At 21.9% G+C, this 20,514-nt stretch carries 20 protein-coding genes; 15 read left to right on the plus strand and 5 right to left on the minus strand.

Going from position 1 to position 20,514, the window contains the following annotated elements; genetic code table 11:
• Positions 1 to 41 precede the first annotated feature (41 nt).
• A complete protein-coding gene (locus tag H0H36_RS01195; RefSeq protein ID WP_185869821.1) occupies positions 42 to 1,235 on the plus strand; it encodes an OmpA family protein in 1,194 nt (397 codons plus the stop codon).
• A 50-nt stretch (positions 1,236 to 1,285) separates the two neighbouring features.
• Here H0H36_RS01195 and tatC read toward each other — a convergent pair whose 3' ends face one another.
• Positions 1,286 to 2,086: a twin-arginine translocase subunit TatC gene (gene tatC / locus H0H36_RS01200; protein ID WP_185869822.1), complete on the minus strand. Its 801-nt coding sequence runs from the start codon at positions 2,084 to 2,086 to the stop codon at positions 1,286 to 1,288.
• 79 nt (positions 2,087 to 2,165) lie between these two features.
• Here tatC and H0H36_RS01205 point away from each other — a divergent pair, with 79 nt between their 5' ends.
• Positions 2,166 to 3,185, plus strand: coding sequence for a redox-regulated ATPase YchF (locus tag H0H36_RS01205; RefSeq protein WP_185869823.1), 1,020 nt, complete (start codon positions 2,166 to 2,168; stop codon positions 3,183 to 3,185).
• Here H0H36_RS01205 and H0H36_RS01210 read toward each other — a convergent pair.
• Both H0H36_RS01210 and dapF read right to left on the minus strand, forming a co-directional pair.
• The gene (locus tag H0H36_RS01210; protein WP_185869824.1) at positions 3,164 to 4,255 is read right to left on the minus strand and encodes a zinc-binding metallopeptidase family protein; all 1,092 of its coding nucleotides are present in this window, start codon (positions 4,253 to 4,255) and stop codon (positions 3,164 to 3,166) included. The genes H0H36_RS01205 and H0H36_RS01210 overlap by 22 nt on opposite strands.
• 7 nt (positions 4,256 to 4,262) lie before the next feature.
• Positions 4,263 to 5,057 (minus strand): diaminopimelate epimerase, encoded by a 795-nt coding sequence (gene dapF / locus H0H36_RS01215; RefSeq protein WP_185869825.1) that lies wholly within the window; start codon positions 5,055 to 5,057, stop codon positions 4,263 to 4,265.
• A 110-nt stretch (positions 5,058 to 5,167) separates the two neighbouring features.
• Between dapF and H0H36_RS01220 the strand changes: the two genes are divergently transcribed.
• Complete coding sequence (locus H0H36_RS01220; RefSeq protein ID WP_185869826.1) at positions 5,168 to 6,664, plus strand: Do family serine endopeptidase; 1,497 nt, start codon at positions 5,168 to 5,170, stop codon at positions 6,662 to 6,664.
• On the opposite strand, the gene H0H36_RS01225 is transcribed toward H0H36_RS01220, so the two are convergent.
• Entirely contained in the window at positions 6,661 to 7,743 is a 1,083-nt protein-coding gene (locus H0H36_RS01225; protein ID WP_185869827.1) for an LptF/LptG family permease, read from the minus strand. The two genes, H0H36_RS01220 and H0H36_RS01225, sit on opposite strands and share 4 nt — an antisense overlap.
• Positions 7,740 to 8,864: a tRNA guanosine(34) transglycosylase Tgt gene (tgt, locus tag H0H36_RS01230; protein WP_185869828.1), complete on the minus strand. Its 1,125-nt coding sequence runs from the start codon at positions 8,862 to 8,864 to the stop codon at positions 7,740 to 7,742. Before tgt ends, H0H36_RS01225 begins: the two co-directional genes overlap by 4 nt.
• A gap of 55 nt (positions 8,865 to 8,919) precedes the next feature.
• Between tgt and rsmH the strand changes: the two genes are divergently transcribed.
• From rsmH to H0H36_RS01280, 12 genes are all read left to right on the plus strand, one after another.
• Complete coding sequence (gene rsmH / locus H0H36_RS01235) at positions 8,920 to 9,816, plus strand: 16S rRNA (cytosine(1402)-N(4))-methyltransferase RsmH (protein ID WP_185869829.1); 897 nt, start codon at positions 8,920 to 8,922, stop codon at positions 9,814 to 9,816.
• 11 nt (positions 9,817 to 9,827) lie between these two features.
• Complete coding sequence (locus H0H36_RS01240) at positions 9,828 to 10,139, plus strand: FtsL-like putative cell division protein (protein WP_185869830.1); 312 nt, start codon at positions 9,828 to 9,830, stop codon at positions 10,137 to 10,139.
• Between the two features lie 42 nt (positions 10,140 to 10,181).
• Entirely contained in the window at positions 10,182 to 12,152 is a 1,971-nt protein-coding gene (locus H0H36_RS01245) for a penicillin-binding protein (RefSeq protein ID WP_185869831.1), read from the plus strand.
• 8 nt (positions 12,153 to 12,160) lie between these two features.
• On the plus strand, positions 12,161 to 13,111 hold the full coding sequence (locus tag H0H36_RS03095; protein WP_238786211.1) for a Mur ligase family protein: 951 nt from the start codon (positions 12,161 to 12,163) through the stop codon (positions 13,109 to 13,111).
• Between the two features lie 65 nt (positions 13,112 to 13,176).
• Complete coding sequence (locus H0H36_RS03100; RefSeq protein WP_238786215.1) at positions 13,177 to 13,617, plus strand: glutamate ligase domain-containing protein; 441 nt, start codon at positions 13,177 to 13,179, stop codon at positions 13,615 to 13,617.
• Complete coding sequence (mraY, locus tag H0H36_RS01255; protein WP_185869832.1) at positions 13,618 to 14,778, plus strand: phospho-N-acetylmuramoyl-pentapeptide-transferase; 1,161 nt, start codon at positions 13,618 to 13,620, stop codon at positions 14,776 to 14,778.
• Between the two features lie 7 nt (positions 14,779 to 14,785).
• Entirely contained in the window at positions 14,786 to 16,174 is a 1,389-nt protein-coding gene (gene murD, locus H0H36_RS01260) for a UDP-N-acetylmuramoyl-L-alanine--D-glutamate ligase (RefSeq protein ID WP_185869833.1), read from the plus strand.
• Complete coding sequence (locus H0H36_RS01265) at positions 16,152 to 17,324, plus strand: FtsW/RodA/SpoVE family cell cycle protein (RefSeq protein WP_185869834.1); 1,173 nt, start codon at positions 16,152 to 16,154, stop codon at positions 17,322 to 17,324. The genes murD and H0H36_RS01265 overlap by 23 nt, the downstream gene beginning before the upstream one ends.
• Positions 17,296 to 17,436, plus strand: a complete 141-nt coding sequence (locus H0H36_RS03120; protein WP_262887375.1) for a glycosyltransferase — start codon at positions 17,296 to 17,298, stop codon at positions 17,434 to 17,436. The genes H0H36_RS01265 and H0H36_RS03120 overlap by 29 nt, the downstream gene beginning before the upstream one ends.
• Positions 17,437 to 17,450: 14 nt before the next feature.
• Positions 17,451 to 18,416, plus strand: a complete 966-nt coding sequence (gene murG, locus H0H36_RS01270) for an undecaprenyldiphospho-muramoylpentapeptide beta-N-acetylglucosaminyltransferase (RefSeq protein WP_262887376.1) — start codon at positions 17,451 to 17,453, stop codon at positions 18,414 to 18,416.
• Positions 18,413 to 19,798, plus strand: a complete 1,386-nt coding sequence (murC, locus tag H0H36_RS01275) for a UDP-N-acetylmuramate--L-alanine ligase (RefSeq protein WP_185869835.1) — start codon at positions 18,413 to 18,415, stop codon at positions 19,796 to 19,798. The genes murG and murC overlap by 4 nt, the downstream gene beginning before the upstream one ends.
• A 37-nt stretch (positions 19,799 to 19,835) precedes the next feature.
• Complete coding sequence (locus tag H0H36_RS01280) at positions 19,836 to 20,510, plus strand: cell division protein FtsQ/DivIB (protein ID WP_238786212.1); 675 nt, start codon at positions 19,836 to 19,838, stop codon at positions 20,508 to 20,510.
• Positions 20,511 to 20,514: the final 4 nt, after the last annotated feature.

Below are 20,514 nucleotides of genomic sequence, written 5' to 3' on the forward strand. Positions count from 1 at the left end.
TATTTAATATATTTGTTTAGATTCAAAGAAATTATAGTTGTATGAAAAACGTCAATTTTTTTATTATTGCTTTATTTACTTTTTTTTCTTCTGTTTTTTCTCATTCTTCGGAAGAAAAATGGTTTATTAGAGGTACAGCTCATGATATAAATTTTTATCCTGTTCAATCTCCTTTTAAAGGTTTTTTTTTAAAAAGGAATAATAGTTTTACTCCTATTATTTCTAGTTTAGGGTTAGAGCATAAGATAAATGATTATATAGGATTATATTCAGAAGGTTCAATAGGTATAGTAAATAATAATAAATGGAGAATATCAAATAACTTTTTCCTTAAACTTAGTCAAGGTGTAAATTTATATGTTTTTCCTTATCAAAAATTTGATCCTTATTTAAGATTGGGGGCTGGATATCATAGATTTAATAATTATATAAATAGAGAATTAAGAGTATCAGATGTAAAATATTTTAAAACGAATAGTAAAAACTTTTTTTTATTAGATGGTGGAGGAGGTATAAATCTTTGGTTAATACCAAATTTAGGTATTAATTTAGAAAGTACTTATAATCAAATAGTAGAACCAAAATCAAAAAATTATTTAAATTTTTGGAAACATAATATAGGCTTTATTTTCCGTTTTGGTAAAAATACTTTTAAAAAAAATAAGGAAAATAAAAATATGATGGAAAATAAATATGATTTACCATCAAAAGAAGAAAAAAATTTTTATGAAGAAAAAATTTGTTGTAAAGATAAAGATATAGATAATGATGGAGTTTTAGATAAAGACGATTTATGTCCAAATCAATTTGGATTAAAAAAATTTAAAGGATGTCCTGATACAGATTTAGATAATATACCAGATTATGAAGATAAATGTCCTAATAAATTTGGAAAAAAAGAAAATGGAGGATGTCCTAATGTTGTTTTTAATCCTATTTTATTTAATATGGGAAAATATTCATTATCTAATCATTCTTTAGTTATTATTAAAGATATTGCTAATATGATGAATAATTATTTTCCTAATTCTAAATTTTATATAAATGGATATGCTGATTCTCATGGAAAATTTTATCAAAATAAAATATTATCCATAAAAAGAGCAAATTCTGTTTTTGAAGCTTTAGTTAACAGAGGAATTAATCCTTCTAGAATAGAAATTAGAGGATTAGGAAGTTCAAAAAAATATAAAAAAGGAAGACGTGTTGAAATAATAATACAAAAGAAAAAATAAATACAAAAATCTGTAATCTGTAAAAATTAAAATAAAAAAACCTCTTATAATTAAGAGGTTTTTTTATTCACATAAAAAGATATATATATACTTAACTGATAAAGTATTAGTAAAGGTATTAAAACTATTATAGTACTTATAATATCTCCAGGTGTAATAGCAGAAGCAAAAATTAACATTATTAAAAAAGCATGTTTTCTATATTTTCTTAAAAAGAAATATGAAATTAATTCCATCTTGGTAAGAAAATATATGATAAAAGGAAATAAAAAAATAATTCCCATAGATAATACAGAATGAGTTACTAAAGAAATATAATCTGAAAGATCAAATATATTTTTTGGAATAAAACTTATTCTAAAAGAATATCCAAAGTGAATTAAAAATGGACATAATATAAAATATCCAAAAAAAACTCCTAAAATAAATAAAGTAGTTGCTGTTATAAAAATTACTATGGAATATTTTTTTTCTTTATCAGAAAGAGCCGGTTTTATAAATTTCCAAAATTCATATAAAATATATGGAAAAGATAAAATAAAACTTCCAATAAAACAAGTCCATACATAAATATTAAATTGACCAAATATTTTTCTATTTTGTATTTCTAAATTTTGGTATAAAAAAGAAAAAGAATTAGAATGAAGGCCTAAAAAAGTATTTGTTAATTTATAAAATAAACGATAAGTAATAAAATCCATTCTAGATGGACCGAAAATAATATAATTGAATATAATATTTTTATTATTCATTAAAATGATCATTACAATGATAATAGCTAAAAAACAATTAATTACATGTTTTCTCAATTCTTCAATATGTTGCCAAAAAGGCATCTTATTTTTATTCATTCATATAATTAATTTTTTATTATAAAAATAATAATACTTTTTTATAAAAATTGTATTTTATATAATAAAAAATATCTATATGAAATGTGGAATTATTGGTCTTCCAAATACAGGAAAATCGACATTTTTTAATCTTATTTCTAATTCTCAAGTTTTATCTGAAAATTTTCCTTTTTGTACTATAGAACCTAATTATGGAATTACAAAAGTTCCAGATCAAAGATTATACGAATTACAAAAAATTGTAAATCCAATTAAAGTTATTCCATCTGAAATAAAAATAGTAGATATAGCTGGATTAATCAGAGGATCTCATAAAGGAGATGGATTAGGAAATAAATTTTTATCCCATATTAGAGAAACAAATGTAATTCTTCATATAATACGTGTTTTTAATGATATTAGCATTCTTCATATAGAAGGATCTATAAATCCTGTTAGAGATATAGAAATTATTAACATGGAATTACAATTAAAAGATATAGAAACAATAGAAAAAAAATTAGAAAAAATTAGTAAAAAAAAAGAAAATAAAAAATTTACATATTTATTAAACAAAATTCTTTCTTTTCTTAAAGAAGGAAAAAATATTAGAATATATCCATTAAAAGAAGATGAAAATAAATATATAAAAAATTTACAATTATTAACTATAAAACCAGTTATTTATATATGTAATATAAACGATTTATTAGATAAAGAAACTAAATTACATATAGAAAATATTAAAAAAATAGTTGAAATTGAAAATTCAACTTTAATGGTTGTATCCTTAAAAAATAAATGTAAAAAAAAAAATAAAATAGATAAAATTCTTCAAAAAGCATATAAGTTATTAAACTTACAAAGTTTTTTTACAGTAGGAAAAAAAGAAATACGTGCTTGGTCAATACCAAATATATGTACAGCTCATACTGCTTCATCAGTAATTCATACAGATTTAAAAAAAGGATTTATACGAGCAGAAATAATTCATTATAATGATTTTATAAAATATAAATCAGAAGAACAAGCAAAAAAAGCTGGAAAAATATTTTTAGTAGGAAAAAATTATTTAATTCAAGATGGAGATATTATTCATTTCAGATTTAATTTATGAAAATTAAAAAATTCTTTATAATTATTATTTATCTCTTGTAAAGTTTCAAATATTAATAATATAGTTTTTTCTACGTCTTTTTTATGTACCATTTCTACTGTTGTATGCATATATCTAAGTGGTATGGATATTAAAGCTGAGGATACTCCTTTGTTAGAATAAGCAAAAGCATCTGTATCTGTTCCAGTATATCTAGATACTAAACGTTGAAAACATATTTTTTTATTTTTAGCAGTATTAATAATAAGTTCTCTTACATTTTTTTGTATTGATGAAGAATATCCTATTACAGGTCCTAATCCACATTTAATATCTCCTTGTATTTTTTTATCAATCATAGGAGTATGAGTATCGTGTGTTACATCTGTTACAATAGCAATATGAGGTCGTATAGTTCTAGAAATCATTTTAGCTCCTTTTAATCCAACTTCTTCTTGAACTGAATTAACTATATATAATCCAAATTTTAAATCTATATGATTTTTTTTTATCATTTTTGCTACTTCCGCTATTATAAAACCTCCTATTTTATTATCTAATGCTTTAGATACAAAATAATTATGGTTCATAATGAAAAAATTATCTGGATAAGTAATAATACAACCTACATGAACTCCCAAATTTATTGCTTCTTTTTTATTAGAAACTCCAATATCTATAAATATGTTATCAACATTAGGGTATTTTTCTTCTTTTCTAGTATGAATAGCAGGCCATCCAAATATTCCATCTACTAATCCTTTTTCTGTATGAATTACTACTTTTTTAGATGGTGCTATTTGATGATCAGATCCTCCATTACGAGAAACATATATAATTCCATCTTCTGTTATATAATTAACATACCAAGATATTTCATCCGCATGAGCTTCAATAATTAATTTATACGGAGATACAGGATTAATTAATCCTACTGCAGTTCCATATAAATCTGTATATATCTTATCTACATAAGAATTTATATGATTTATCCATATTTTTTGTCCTTTATTTTCTTCTCCTACAGGAGAAAAAGTATTTAAGTATTCTTTAATAAATTTTAAAGATACTAAGTCAATTGAATAATTCATAATATTTTTATATGTTAATGTATCCTTTAAATATAAAATTAACAGATCCAGTTAAATAAATATTTTTATATATATTTTTATTTTTTTTTAAAGAAACTGATAAATTACCTCCTAAAGTATTAACTAATATTTTTTCCTCATTAATTTTATTTATTTCACATGCAGCAATAACTGAAGCAGTAACACCTGTTCCACAAGATAAGGTTTCATTTTCTACTCCTCTTTCATAAGTTCGTACTTGTATAGACTTATTATTAAGTACTTCTACAAAATTTACATTAATTCCTTTTTCAAAATATTCATTGTTAAATCTTATTTTTTTACCTTCTTCATATACATTTATATTTTTCATTTTTTCTACAAATACAATATAATGTGGAGATCCAGTATTTAAAATAATATGTTTTTTATAAATTTTTATATCTTTTTTTTTTATATCAAGTAAACTTATAGATACGTTTTTATTAATTATAAATCCATGATGATATCCGTCTATAGCCTTAAAATGAATTTTTTCATTATCTTTTTTTAAAAAACCTAATTTTTTAGAAAAAAGTATAGCACATCTTCCTCCATTCCCACACATAGTACTTTCTCTTCCGTCAGAATTAAAATATTTCATATAAAAACTACTTTTATGATCATTTTGAATTAAAATAACTCCATTTGCACCAATTCCAAAATGTCTATCACACAATTTTTTGAATAAAAAAATATCATTTTTTTTTACAATTTTTTTTCTATAATCTAGAATAATAAAATCGTTACCTGTTCCATTGTATTTAAAAAAATCTAGTTCCATAAATAACGAAGTTAATATTTTTTATTTTTTTTAAATATATAAAAAAAAGTAATGAACGTTATATCTAATATTTACATATATTTGTTTCTTATTACCATAAAATATTAAGGATGAAGAAAATAATTTTTTATATTGTATTTAGCAGTATTATGAGTTCAATTATAACTATTGCTGCATATAAACATACAATAAAAGAAAAACCTTTATTATTTCCATATACTTCATCTTCTAATAATTTACCTTTATCTAATTCTTCTTTAGTTAGTTCTGCTGGATTACCGGATTTTACAAGAGTAGTAGAAAAAACTATTGATGCAGTAGTTAATGTAAAAAATTTTTCAAAAAAATATAGTAATCAATTTGATCCGTTTGATTTCTTTTTTGGTTTTCCTGATGATTTTGGTGGTAATAAAGATAAAAAACCTCAAAAAAATGATATTCCTGGACTTCATGGTTCAGGAGTTATAATTTCACCAGATGGATATGTTGTTACTAATAATCATGTTATAAAAGAAGCAGAAAAAATAGAAATAACTCTTAGTGATCAAAGAACTTATAGAGCTAAATTAATAGGTTCAGATCCTAGTACGGATATTGCTTTATTAAAAATAAATGAAAAAAATTTACCTTTTATTTATTTTTCAGATTCTAATAAAGTGCAAGTAGGAGAATGGGTTTTAGCTATAGGAAATCCTTTTGATTTAAATTCTACTGTTACAGCAGGTATAATTAGTGCAAAAAATAGAAGTTTAGGAATATTAAGAGGAGAAACACAATCTTCTATTGAATCGTTTTTCCAAACGGATGCTGCTGTCAATCCTGGAAATAGTGGTGGTGCTTTGGTAAACACTAATGGAGAATTAATTGGAATTAATACTGCTATTTCTTCTGCTTCAGGTAATTTTATAGGATATAGTTTTGCAGCTCCTTCTAATTTGGTATCAAAAGTTATACAGGATATAAAAAAATATGGAGCAGTACAACGTGCATATTTAGGAGTAAGAGGAATGGATTTATCAAAAACAGAATATTTAAAAGCATATAATAAGGAAACTCATCAAAATATAAAACCACAACAAGGGTTTTTGATAGGAGAAGTATTTGCAAAAAGTGGAGCAGAAGATGCAGGACTTAAAAAAGGAGACATAATAAAAAGTATAGATGGTAAACTAATACAAAATATTGCAGATTTATCATTTATTGTAGGGACAAAACATCCAGGAGATAAAGTAAAAGTTAATATAATACGAAATAAATATAAAAAGTCTTTTAACATTACTTTAAAAGATTTACAAGGAAGAACAAAAATAAGAACTAGAGAAGAAATTACTCCATCTGAATTATTAGGTGCTACTTTTGAAGATCTCAGTAAAGAATCTAAAAAAGATTTTGGTATTGATTATGGAATTAGAATAAAAGAAATAAAAACAGGTCGTTTAAGTACTATTGGATTAGAAGAAGGAGATATTATTTTATCTATTAATGGAAATAAAATGAAAAAAATTGGTGATGTTGATCGTGTTTTAAAAAAATATTCAGGAGATGTTACTATAAAGTCTATTAAACAGAATGGACAAGTATATATTGCAGGATTTGAAATGAATTAATATTTATTTCTATTATTCCATAATAAAAATGCAATCATTCCAAAAATAATATTTGGAGACCAAACAGATATATAAGATGAAATATAATCTTTTGTTGAATATATTTTTGTAATTTCTATAAAGAAGATATATATAAAAGATAATATTACACCTATTATAATATTATAACCAATTTCTACTTTCTTTCTTGAAGAAATAGATAACCCTAAGATAGTAAATATAAAAGTTGAAAAAGGTAAACTTGTTCTTTGATAATATTCATTTAAATAAATATTTACATTTTTTATTTTTTTTTCTATATCAATGAATTTTTTTAATTCAAAAATAGTCATAGTTTCCGCTATATATTCTTCTGGTAATAGTTCTTCCGGAGTCATAGGTAATTTTATTATTTTATAAAAATAACTTATAAAAAAATCATGATTTTTTTTGATTTTAGTTTCGTTACAATCATATAATATGTATATTTTATTTTTTTTAAATCCAAAAATTTTTTTAGATTTTAGAATATATATTAATTTTTTTTTATAAAATTTTTGATAAATAAAGTTTTTTCCTATATTTTTTTTTTTTGAAAAATTTCGTATAAAAATATATTCATTATTTGAAATTTGAACACTTACAGTTTGATTGTTTTCATATTTATTTTTATATCTTGAATTTAATAAATATTGGTAATGAAATTTATTTTTTTTTTTATTAGCTAAAGGTAAAAAATAATAATTTATAATTAAGGATAATAATACTATAATACTAGATGATAATAAATAGGGAATAGTTAATCTTTTAAAACTAATTCCACTTACTAGAATCGCATTTATTTCTGAATTTTTTGCTAATTTAGATGTAAAAAAAATAACTGATAAAAAAACGGATATAGGATAAAAAGTATTAACTAACCATATACTCCAAAAAGGATAATAAAAAATTAAAGCATCTTTAATTGATCCTTGATTATTTTCTAAACGATGTATACGTTGAGATATATCTATAATCACAGATAATGATAATAAAGAAAAAGTTATAAATACAAAAGAAATAAAAAAATTACGAATAATATAATGATCAATAATTTTCATATTCTTTTTTTCAACAAAGGAATTATTGATTTTTTCCAAGAAAAAAAATTATTATGCATAATATGAATTCTTGCTTTTTTAAGTAAATTATAGTAAAAATAAATATTATGTATTGAAGCTATTTCTTTTGCTAAATTTTCTTTAGATAAAAAAAGGTGTCTAACATAAGATTTACTATATAATTTGTCTACATATGAATTTCCAAATTCATCTAAGCAAGAAAAATTTTTTTCCCATTTTTTATTTTTTATATTTATTATTCCTTTCCATGTAAATAACATACCATGACGTCCATTTCTTGTAGGAATAACACAATCAAACATATCTACTCCAAGAGAAATTCCTTCTAAAAGATCTTCTGGATAACCTACACCCATTAAATATCTAGGTTTTTTTTTAGGTAAAACATTTGTTAATAAATCTATTATATTAAATGTTATTTCTTTATTTTCTCCTAAACTTAAACCACCTATAGCGTATCCTTCCGCTTTTAAAAGCGATATTTTTTCTGCGGAATATTGTCTTAAATCAGGATAAATACTACCCTGTATAATAGGAAAAAATCCTTGTTTATAATTATATTTTTCTGGATTTTTATCTAAATAAGAATAACATTTTTTAAGCCAAGAATGTGTTATTTTTACAGATTCTTTTGCTTCATTATAACTACATGGAAAAGAAGGACAATCATCAAAAGCCATAATAATATCTCCTCCAATATAACGTTGTATTTCCATAGATTTTTCTGGAGAAAAAAAATGGTAAGATCCATTTATAATAGATTTAAACATTACTCCATTTTCTGTTTTTTTATTTAATTTTCTCATAGAAAAAATTTGAAAACCTCCACTATCTGTTAAAATAGATTTTTTCCAATTCATAAAATAATGAATTCCTCCTACTTTATGTAATGTTTTAATTCCTGGTCTAAAATATAAATGATAAGTATTTCCAAGAATTATATCGGATATTTTATAAAGTTCTTGTATTGGAACAGATTTAACAAAACCACTTGAAGCTATTGTCATAAAAATGGGAGTTTTTATTTTACCATGTTCTGTTTCTAAAATACCAACTCTTGCTTTAGAAAAATTATCTGTTTTTATTAAATGAAATTTCATAAAATTTTTTAATTTATAAAATATAATTTTGTATTATTTATACAAAAAAAATAAAATGAATCAGTATCATCATAAGTCCGTTCTTCTAAAGGAAAGTACTGAAAATTTAATAACAGATAAGAATGGTGTTTATGTAGATGTTACTTTTGGAGGAGGAGGACATTCTTATGCTATTTTAAAAAAATTAAATAAAAAAGGTACTTTAATAGCTTTAGATCAGGATAAAGAATCTATAAAAAAAAATTTTATTAATGATAAACGTTTTTATCTATTTCATAAAAATTTTGTTCATATACGAGATATTATTATAAATAATAAACGTATTGAAAAAGTATCAGGTATCTTAGCAGATTTAGGCCTTTCATCATTTCAAATAAATAATCCTAATAGAGGTTTTTCTAATCAATTGAATTGTATTTTGGATATGAGAATGAATCAAGATTCTTATTATTCTGCTCTAAATGTTATTAATGAATCTTCAAAAAAAGAATTATCTAATATATTTTATGAATATGGAGAGTTTAAAAATTCAAAAAAAATTGCAGAAAAAATACTAAAAAAACGTTTAAAAAAAAATATTAATACGACTTTTGATTTAATGAATATTTTTTTCGTTAAAGGATCTTTTAAAAAAAAGAAAAGATTTTTTGCTAGGCTTTTCCAAGCTATACGAATAAAAGTAAATAATGAGATTCATTTTTTAAAATATTTTTTATTAGAATCTTCTAAAATAATAATTCCAGGAGGAAGAATAGCCATTATTTCATATCATTCTATTGAAGATAGAATTATTAAATATTTTTTTAAAAAAGGAATTTTATTAGGAATAACTAATTTAAAAAATATACCATTTAGAATGATTCACAAAAAAGTAATAAAACCAAAAATTCAAGAAATATTGAATAATAGAAGATCTAGAAGTGCTAGATTAAGAATTGCAGAAAAGATTTAGAAAATGAAAAGATGAAAACAAAAGATATTATAAAAGGAAAATTTTTAGTAAAAGAATACGCTTATCGTAGTTGGAATTTTATTGTTTTTATTACTATACTATCTTTAATTAGTATTACTAGTTCACATATAATGGATCGAAAAATAAGAAAAATAACTAAAATAAGTGAAGAAATAAAAGAATTAAAATCTGAATATGCAGATATACATAGTCAATGTATGAAAATGCAATTAGCTTCTTTTTTAAAAAAAAAATTAGTTAATGGATTGGAACATATAGAAGAACCTCCATATGAATTAATTTTAGAAGATATAAAAAATTAAATAATTAGTATAGTTTTATATAATACGTATAAATAAATAAATGTGAAACGTAAAAGATATATTTTATTATACAAATCTTATTTAATTGGTTTTTTATTCATTTTTATTGCTGCATTAATAATTTTTAATTTATTTTATATTCAAAATTCTTCAGAAGGATACAAAAAATATGTCATAGAAAAAACAATTAGATCCAATTTAATTAAAGCTAAACGTGGAAATATTTATGCTTCAGATAGAAGTATTTTAGCTATGTCTGTTATAAAATATAATATACATGTTGATTTTAGATCAATACCTGAAAAATTATTTAAAGAAAATATTTACTCTTTATGTAACTCCCTAGAGTTTTTGTTTAAAAAACCAAAATTTTTTTATATAAAAAAATTTCAATTAGAAAAGAAAAAAGGTAATAGATATTTTTTATTAGCAAAAAATATAGATTATCCACATTTTAAAATATTACGTAATTTTCCAATTTTTAATAAAGGACAAATAAGAGGAGGATTTATTGTAGAAAAAAAAATATGTAGGATTCATACATTAGGAAATATTGGAAAAAGAACATTAGGATATGATGATCATAGAGGAAAAGTAGGATTAGAAGGAGCATTTAGTAAATATTTAAAAGGAAGAGATGGAAAAAGATTAGAACAAAAAATCAGTTCTAAAATATGGAAACCATTAAAATCAGAAAATGAAATTGATCCAGAAGATGGAAAAGATGTTTATTCCACTATAGATATATATTTACAAGATATAGCTTATCACGCATTGCTTCAACAATTATCTATTTCTCAAGCGGACCATGGATGTGTTATCCTTATGGATGTAAAAAGTGGAGAAATTCCTGCTATGATTAATTTAGAAAAAACAAAAAAAAATACTTATGAAGATTTAAGAAATTTTTCCGTATGGGAAGGAAGTGAACCTGGATCTACTTTTAAAACTATGTCTATTCTTGCTGCTTTAGAAGATAAAAAAATAGATATTAATATGATTATAAATACTAAGGGTGGAGTTATGAAATTAAAAGGAAAAAAAATACGAGATAGTCATTATAAAGGATATCTAAAAATGAATCCAAAACAAATATTGGAATTTTCTTCAAATGTAGGAGTAGCAAAAATTATATATGATAATTATAAAAAAAATCCAGATAAATTTATAAAACATTTATGTAAATGGAAATTAGATAAAAAAATAGGTATAGATATACCAGGTGAAAGTTCCCCTTTTATACCAAAACCTGGAGAAAAAAATTGGAATAGTATAACATTACCTTGGATGACTTTTGGATATAATATTAAATTAACTCCTTTACAAATACTAACTTTTTATAATGCTATAGCAAATAAAGGTAAAATGGTAAAACCTATGTTCATAAAAGAAATAAAATATAATGGAAAAAGTATCAAAAAATATACAAAACCTATTGTTATAAATTATTCTATAGCTAAAAAATCCTCTTTAAGTAAAATTCAAAATATGTTAGAAGGAGTAGTAAAAAATGGAACAGCTAAAAAATATTACCATACAGAATATCCATATGCAGGAAAAACTGGAACAACTCAATTAAATTATTGGATAAAAGGAAAACCTTTGACCTATAATAGTTCTTTTGTAGGATATTTTCCAGCTAAAAATCCTAAATATTCTTGTATTGTTGTCATTTCAAAGCCAGAAATAGGATATTATGGTATTGAAGTAGCAGTTCCTGTATTTGATAAAATTGCTAAATCTATATATCCAATAATAGGTAGAAAAAAAATTTTAAAAAAAGAAAATAAAGAAAATTTGATAAATAAAATTGTAGAATCAAAAAAAATTTTTATAGAAAAAAGTAAAATGCCTAATGTTATTTCCTTTCCAGGAAAAGAGGTTATACCTATGTTAGAAAATAATGGATTTAATATACGATATAAAGGTATAGGAAAAGTCATAAAACAATCTGTTAAACCAGGAAGTAAATTAAAAAAAAATCAAATTATATTTTTGAAACTAGAAGAATGAAAAAAATATTGAAAAATATTTTAGAAAAAGTATGTGTGTTAAAAATAATAGGAAAAGATATTTATAAATCTATAAAAGGAATTTATATATATTCTAAATTAGTTCAAACAAACACCATGTTTGTAGCAAACAAAGGAAAAATAATAGATGGACATAAATTTATAAAAGACGCTATAAAAAATGGTGCAAATACTATTGTTTGTGAGACTATTCCTTTTTTTATTCAAAAAAATATAACTTATGTTATTGTTCCAAATTCTATGGAAGCTTTAGGAATAATATCCTCTAATTTTTATGATCATCCTACAAAAAAAATAAAATTGATAGGAATTACTGGAACAAATGGAAAAACATCTGTAGCGGTTATACTTCATCAATTATTTTCTAATATGGGTGAAAAAAATATTCTTATATCAACTATAGGTATAAAAATATTATCTCATAAATATACTACAACACATACAACTCCAAATATTATTGAAATTAATAAATATTTAAATTTATCAATACAAAAAGGATGTAAGTATGCTTTTATGGAGGTAAGTTCACATGGAATACATCAAAATAGAATTTCAGGTTTATTATTTAAAGGTGGAATTTTTACTAATATTACACATGATCATTTAGATTATCATAAATCTTTTAATAATTATTTATCTACTAAAAAACTTTTTTTTAATAATCTATCTAAAGATTCTTTTGCATTGATTAATTACGATGATAAAAATTCAAATAAAATAATAAAAAATGTTTTGTCTAAAATTTATTTTTATGGATTAAAAAAAAATTCAAATTTTAAAATTAAAATTTTGAAAATAAACATTAATGGTAGTCAATTATTAATTGATAAACATAAATTTTTTTCTAATTTAATTGGAAAATGTAATGTTTATAATTTATTAGCCAGTTACGCTACAGCTATTATATTAGGTAAAAAAAAAATGATATTATTAAAATAATAAAAAATATAAATCCCATTGAAGGACGTTTTGAAAAATTTTTATCTCATTCAGGAATTAGAGTCATTGTTGATTACGCACATAATCCAGATGGATTAAAAACTGTTTTAAATACCATTAAAGAAACAAAAAAAAATAAAGAAAAATTGATTTGCGTTATAGGTTGTGGAGGAAATAGAGATAAAAAAAAACGTTCTTTAATGGGTAAGATTGTTTACGAAAAATGTGATATATCTATTTTTACATCTGATAATCCTAGAGGAGAATCTCCAGAAAAAATATTAATGGATATGAAAAATTTTAAATCATATCTAAATAAAAAACCTATTTTAACTTTTGTTAATAGAAAAAAAGCTATTGAAACTGCAATTCAAATTGCAAAAAAAAAAGATATTATTTTAATAGCAGGAAAAGGACATGAAACTTATCAAGAAATAAAAGGAAAACGTTATCCTTTTAATGATATGAAAATTACTAAATATTTATTCAAAATTTATAATAAATAAATGATTAATACTATACTTTTTTTTCATCCTATTTTTTATAAATCTTTAATAGCTTTTTTTTTATCTTTTTTTACAGCTTTAATTTCTTATAAATGTATTATTATATATTGTAATGAAAATAAAAAAAATAACATAGTAGAAACTATACGAGATCTTGGTCTTATTGGACAAAAAGAAAAAGAAGGAATTCCAACAATGGGTGGTCTTATAATTATATTTTCTACATTAATTTATACAATACTTTTTTCTTCATTGAAAAATATATATGTTTTTATGTTAATTATTACTATATTATATATGGGAAGTATTGGTTTTATAGATGATTATATTAAAATAAAATATAAAAACAAAAAAGGACTTAGTGTAACTGGTAAAATATTAAGTCAGATGATATTAGGACTTTTTATTGGATATACTATGTATTTTAATACAAATATATCTATTCATGAAAAAAATTCACATTTTTTATATAAAAAAGAAAATGGATTTAAAACTTCTATTCCTTTTTTTATTCATAAAAATGAGTTTAATTATGCTTATTTTTTTAGTTGGTATAATAAAAAATGGAATAAATATTCATGGATGGTTTTTATTCCTTTTATTATTATAATCGTTACATTTTTATCCAATGGGGCTAATTTAACTGATGGCATAGATGGATTAACAGCTGGTATTTCTTCTATAATTATTTTAACATTATCTTTATTATCTATAATATCCAGCAATAAAATTTATTCCTATTATTTACATATAATGTATATACCTAATATAGAAGAGATTATTGTGTTTTCTTTTTCTTTTTTGGGATCTTTAATAAGTTTTCTTTGGTATAATGTTTATCCAGCACAAATTTTCATGGGAGATACTGGTAGTTTGACTATAGGTAGTGTAATAGCAACATTATCTATTATAAATAGAAAAGAATTCACTTTACCTATTTTATGTGGTATATTTTTTATAGAAAATATTTCTGTACTTGTACAAGTTTTGTATTTTAAATATTCTAAAAAAAAATATGGAATAGGAAAAAGAATTTTTCTTATGGCTCCTTTACATCATCATTTTCAAAAATTAGGATATCATGAAAATAAAATTTTTAATCGTTGTATGATTATACAAATCATGCTTTCTTTGTTAGTATTAATATTATTCATTTATTAAAAAAATAATGAAAAAAAAATTTATAGTAGTATTAGGTGGAGGAGAAAGTGGAGTAGGAGCCGCTTTATTAGCAAAAAAAAATGGATTAAAAATATTTATTTCTGATTCTGGAATTATAATGAATAAATATAAAAAAATTTTAAAAAAAAATGAAATTATTTTTGAAGAAAAAGGACATACAGAAAACTTTATAATTGAAAAAGCTACTGAAATTATAAAAAGCCCTGGAATTTGTAAAAAAAATATTCTAATAAAAAAAATTAATTCTTTTGGTATTCCTATTTTATCTGAATTAGAATTTGGTAAAAGTTATCTAAAAAAAAACTATTTAATAAGCATTACAGGAAGTAATGGAAAAACTACTACAACTTCTATTGTATATAAAATTCTTAAAAAAGAAGGAATTAATGTAGGAATAGCTGGTAATATTGGACGTAGTTTTTCCAAAGAAGTTTTAAAAAAAAAAGATATTTATGTATTAGAAGTCAGTAGTTTTCAATTAGATGACTGTTATAATTTTCGTTCAAATATTGCAGTATTATTAAATATTACAAGAGATCATCTAAATAGATATGATAATATTGAAAATTACATTTATTCTAAATTTAAAATAGCACTTTTTCAAAAAAAAAAAGATATATTCATTTATAATCATGATGATCCTATTATTAGAAATGGATTAAAAAAATTTTATATAAAATCTAATTGTATTCCTTTTTCTATCAAAGAAAAACTACCTATTGGAGCTTACTTAAAAGATAAAAAAATATGGATGATTAAAAAAAAAAATACAAAAAATAAAGAAAAATTGTTAATGGATATTAATAATATTTCTTTAATAGGAGATCATAATTTATACAATATTATGGCTTCATTAATTATATCCGAAATATTAAACGTAAAAAAAGAATCAATAATTTCTATATTATCAAAATTAAAAGCTATAGAACACCGTATGGAAAAAGTATTAAACGTAAATGGAGTTTATTTTATTAACGATTCTAAAGCTACTAATGTTAATGCTGTTTTTTATGCATTACAAAGTATAAATAAACCTATTATATGGATAGCAGGAGGAGAAGATAAAGGAAATAATTATCAAGAATTGATACCATTAGTTAAAGAAAAAGTAAAAGCTATAATTTGTTTAGGAATAAATAATGAAAAAATTATCTTTTTTTTTAAAAATATTATTAATATTATTTTAGAAACAATAAGCATGAAAAATGCTATTAAAATGGCTTATGAATTATCTTTACCTGGATGTAATGTATTATTATCTCCTGCTTGTTCCAGTTTTGATCTTTTTAAAAATTATAAGGAAAAAGGAAATAAATTTAAAAAAGAAGTAAAAAAATTTTTTATAAAAAAAAATGAAAAAAATAGAGACTTTTAATAAGTATATAAAAGGAGACCGATATCTATGGGCTTTTATATCTTTATTAGCTATATTTTCTTTTTTACCAGTATATTCTGCAAGTACTAATTTAGTTAGTACATATGGAGGAACAAATACAGTATTTAGTTATTTATTAAAACATGCTTTATTTTTATTAATTGGTTTTTTTATACTTTTATTTACTCAATTTATAGATTATAAATATTTTTATCGTATGTCTATAATTTTTATGCCTATAGTGTTAATTTTATTAGTATTTACTATAAATCAGGGTAAAGAAGTAGATGGAGTTAATGCTTCTCGTTGGCTGCATATTCCTATCATCAATATATCTTTTCAAACTTCAAGTATTGCGTCTCTAGTACTTTTTATTTATTGCGCTAGATATTTAGCTAAAAAAAAAAAAAAAAGGATCAATTTTATTAATTCTTTTTTTCCATTATTATTTCCTATATTTTTTATTATAGGTCTTATTTTTCCAGCTAATGGTTCTACTGCAGGCATTATTTTCATTTCTGTTTTAATTTTACTTTTTATAGGAGGTTATCCTATAAAAGGAATTATTAATATTTTATTAATGGGAATTTTATTTTCTGTAATATATATTTATTCTGTGATAAAATGGGGAGATAAAAACCCTATTCATAGAGTTTTTACATGGAAAAGTCGCATAGAAAAATTTTTAGATAATGAATCTGAAGAAAGTTATCAAATGATACAATCTAAAACAGCTATTGTTTTAGGAAATAAATTTGGTCGTGGTCCTGGTAAAAGCGTTTTAAAAGCTTTTTTACCACAATCTTCTTCTGATTTTATTTATGCTATTATTATAGAAGAATATGGATTTTTTGGAGGAGTAATACTTTTATTTATTTATCTACTTATTTTGCTTAGAATTATGGTTATAGCTACTAAAGTTAAAAATTATTTTTGTTCTTTATTAGTTCTTGCTGTAGGATTACCTATTATTTATCAAGCACTCATTAATATGGGAATAGCTGTAGGTTTATTTCCTATTACAGGACAAACTTTACCTCTTATTAGTGCTGGAGGAACTTCTATGTGGGTTACTTTTTTTAGTTTTGGTATCATATTAAGTGTAAGCAAAATTATATATTATGAAAAAACCAATACTAAAATTGTCTAATATTCCTAGAATACTTATAGGAAGTGGAGGAACTGGAGGTCATATATATCCAGGAATAGCTATTGCAAATGAACTAAAAAAAAAATTCCAAAAACCAATATATTGTTTATAGGATCTAAAAATCATATGGAAATGCAAGAAGTTCCTAAATTCGGATATTCTATTGAAGGAATTTGTATTTCAGGAGGAATAGATAAACTTTTTTCTTTATCAGGTTTCATTTTTTTTGTAAAATTAATATATAGTTTTATTTGGGTAAATAAAATTATTAAAAAATTTTGTCCAGATATAGTTATTGGAACTGGAGGTTTTGTAAGTTTTCCTACCTTATATGCTGCAAAAAAAAATAAAATACCTATTCTTATTCAAGAACAAAATTCTTTTCCTGGATTAACCAATAGAATATTTTCTCGTTATGCCAATAAAATATGTATTGCTTATGAAGAAGCAAAAAAATTTTTTCCAGAAAAAAAAACTGTAATTACTGGAAATCCAGTAAGATCTGAAATATTAAAAATACCTAGTAGAGAGATTGCTTGTAATTATTTAGGATTAAAAAAAGAAAAACCTATTGTTTTATCTATAGGTGGAAGTCAAGGATCTAACAGTATTAATAATGCTTTAATAAAAGGATTAAAAAAATTAATAGAATTAGATATACAACTTATTTGGCAGGTAGGAAAAATGGATATTCATAGAATTAAAAAAAATGAAATATCTCATCATTCAAATTTTATTTTAATGGAATTTATTGAAAATATATCAATATGTTATGCTGCTGCAGATGTTATTGTATCTAGAGCTGGTGCTTTAACTATATCTGAAATATGTTTAGTAGGAAAACCTTATATATTAATACCTATTCCTTGGTCTTCAGATGATCATCAAAATAAGAATGCTAAAATATTAGAAGAAAAAAAGGCAGCTTTGATTATTAAAAATGAGGAAATAAATAAAAAATTAATGAATTCTATTATTAAATTAATAAATAATTCAAAAATGAAGAATAAAATGATTAAAAATATATTACGATTAGGAAAACCAAGTGCTACAAATGATGTAGTAAACGAAATATTACAAATTATTTTATGAACTTAAATAAAATAAATTATTTTTATTTTTTAGGAATAGGAGGGATAGGTATGAGTTCTATTGCTAAATATTTTCATCTTATTGGAAAAAAAGTTTTTGGTCATGATCAAAATAAAACTTTATTAACAAAAAAATTAGAAAAAGAAGGTATATCTATTAATTATAATGATAGTATAAGTTTTTTACCAAAATGTGTTCTTTCTAAAGAATGTTTAATAGTCTATACTCCAGCTATTTCTAATAATAACAAACAATGGATTTTTTTAAAAAAATATGGAAAAAATATAAAAAAACGTTCTCAAGTATTGGCTTTAATTACAGAAAATGAACTTTGTATAGCTATAGGAGGTACTCATGGAAAAACAACTACTTGTACATTATTAGGACATATTTTATATAGTGCAGGAATGAAAATTACTGCTTTTTTAGGAGGAATATCCGAAAATTATAAATCTAATCTTTTATTTAATAAAAAATCTAAAATTTTTTTAGTAGAAGCGGATGAATTTGACCATTCTTTTTTATATTTATCTCCTAATATAGCATGTATAACATCTTTAGATCAAGATCATATAGATATCTATCCTACAAAAGAAAACCTAAAAAAATCTTATATAGATTTTTCAAATAGAATAAAAAAACCATATAGAAAAATATTTCTTTGTAAAGAAGAATCTTTACGAGCAAAAAATTCTATTTATTATTCAATAATAGAAAAAAAAGTAAATTATTATTCGGACCATCTTTGCATAAAAGAAAATAAATGGTATTTCGATTTTCATACCCCTAAAGAAACATGGACTTCTTTACCATTACCTATTCCAGGAATACATAATCTAAAAAATGTAACAGCAGCATTAGCTATATCTGACTATCTAAAAATTAATAAAAAGGAAATAAAAAAAGCTTTATTCTTATTTAAAGGAATAAAAAGAAGATTTTCTATTCATTATCAAAAAAAAAAAATATATATAGATGATTATGCACATCATCCTACAGAAATAAACGCATTAATTCATACTGTAAGAAAATGTTTCCCAAAAAAAAAGATATTAGGAATTTTTCAACCACATTTATTTAGTAGAACTAAATTTTTTGAAAAATTTTTTGTAAAAAGTTTAGAAAAATTAGACATTTTAATTCTATTAGATATTTATCCAGCTAGAGAAAATCCTATTAATAATGTTAATTCCAATAATTTATTAAAAAAAATAAAAATAAATTATGAAAATAAAGAAATATCTACTTTATCCAAAGTTTTAGAAAAACTTAAAAAAAAACATTTTGATATTATTATTACAATGGGAGCTGGAAATATAGATACTTTAATCCTTCCTATAACAAAGTGGTTGAATAAACAATATAGAGATGAAAAAAAATAAGGTTTTTATTTTTATTTTCATATTATATATAATTTGTATGATATCACTTTTTTTATTTTCTCAAAAAACACATAAAAATAGAAACTTAAAAAAGTTAAGTATTATTATTGATCCATTTTCAAAAGATCATTTTGTAAATAAAAAAATTATTAAACATATTCTATTTTACAAAAAAAAAAAAATTGAAAAAAAAATCGGTCAATTATGTATATTGAAAATTGAAAAAAAACTAAATAATTACCCTTTTATAAAAAAATCTGAAGTTTTTATTAGTGTAGATGGAACCCTTAATATTAATATTTGGCAAAAAGAACCTATTTTAAGAATAAAAAATGGAAATAAAGAATATTATATAACAAAAAATGCGGAAAAATTAGAATTATCTTCTTTTTATTCCTCAAATGTTATTTTAGCGAAGGGTATTTTTTCAAAAAAAGAAAAAAAATATTTAGTTGATTTAGTCAAGTATATTAATTCTGATAAATTATTAAAAAATCAAATTATTAGTATAAAAAAAAATGATGAAAACTCATTTGTTTTAATTCCAAAAATAGGAAATCATCATATTATATTAGGTAGTATTAAAAATTTTAAAAAAAAATTGAATAAATTAAAAGCATTTTATAAGCAGTACCTAAATAAAATAAATATAAATCAATATAAAAGTATTGATTTACAATATACAGACCAAGTAGTCGCAAAAAAAAGATAAGTCT

The organism is Blattabacterium cuenoti, assembly GCF_014252395.1.
In the GTDB taxonomy this organism is placed as follows: Bacteria; Bacteroidota; Bacteroidia; order Flavobacteriales; family Blattabacteriaceae; genus Blattabacterium; species Blattabacterium cuenoti_AA.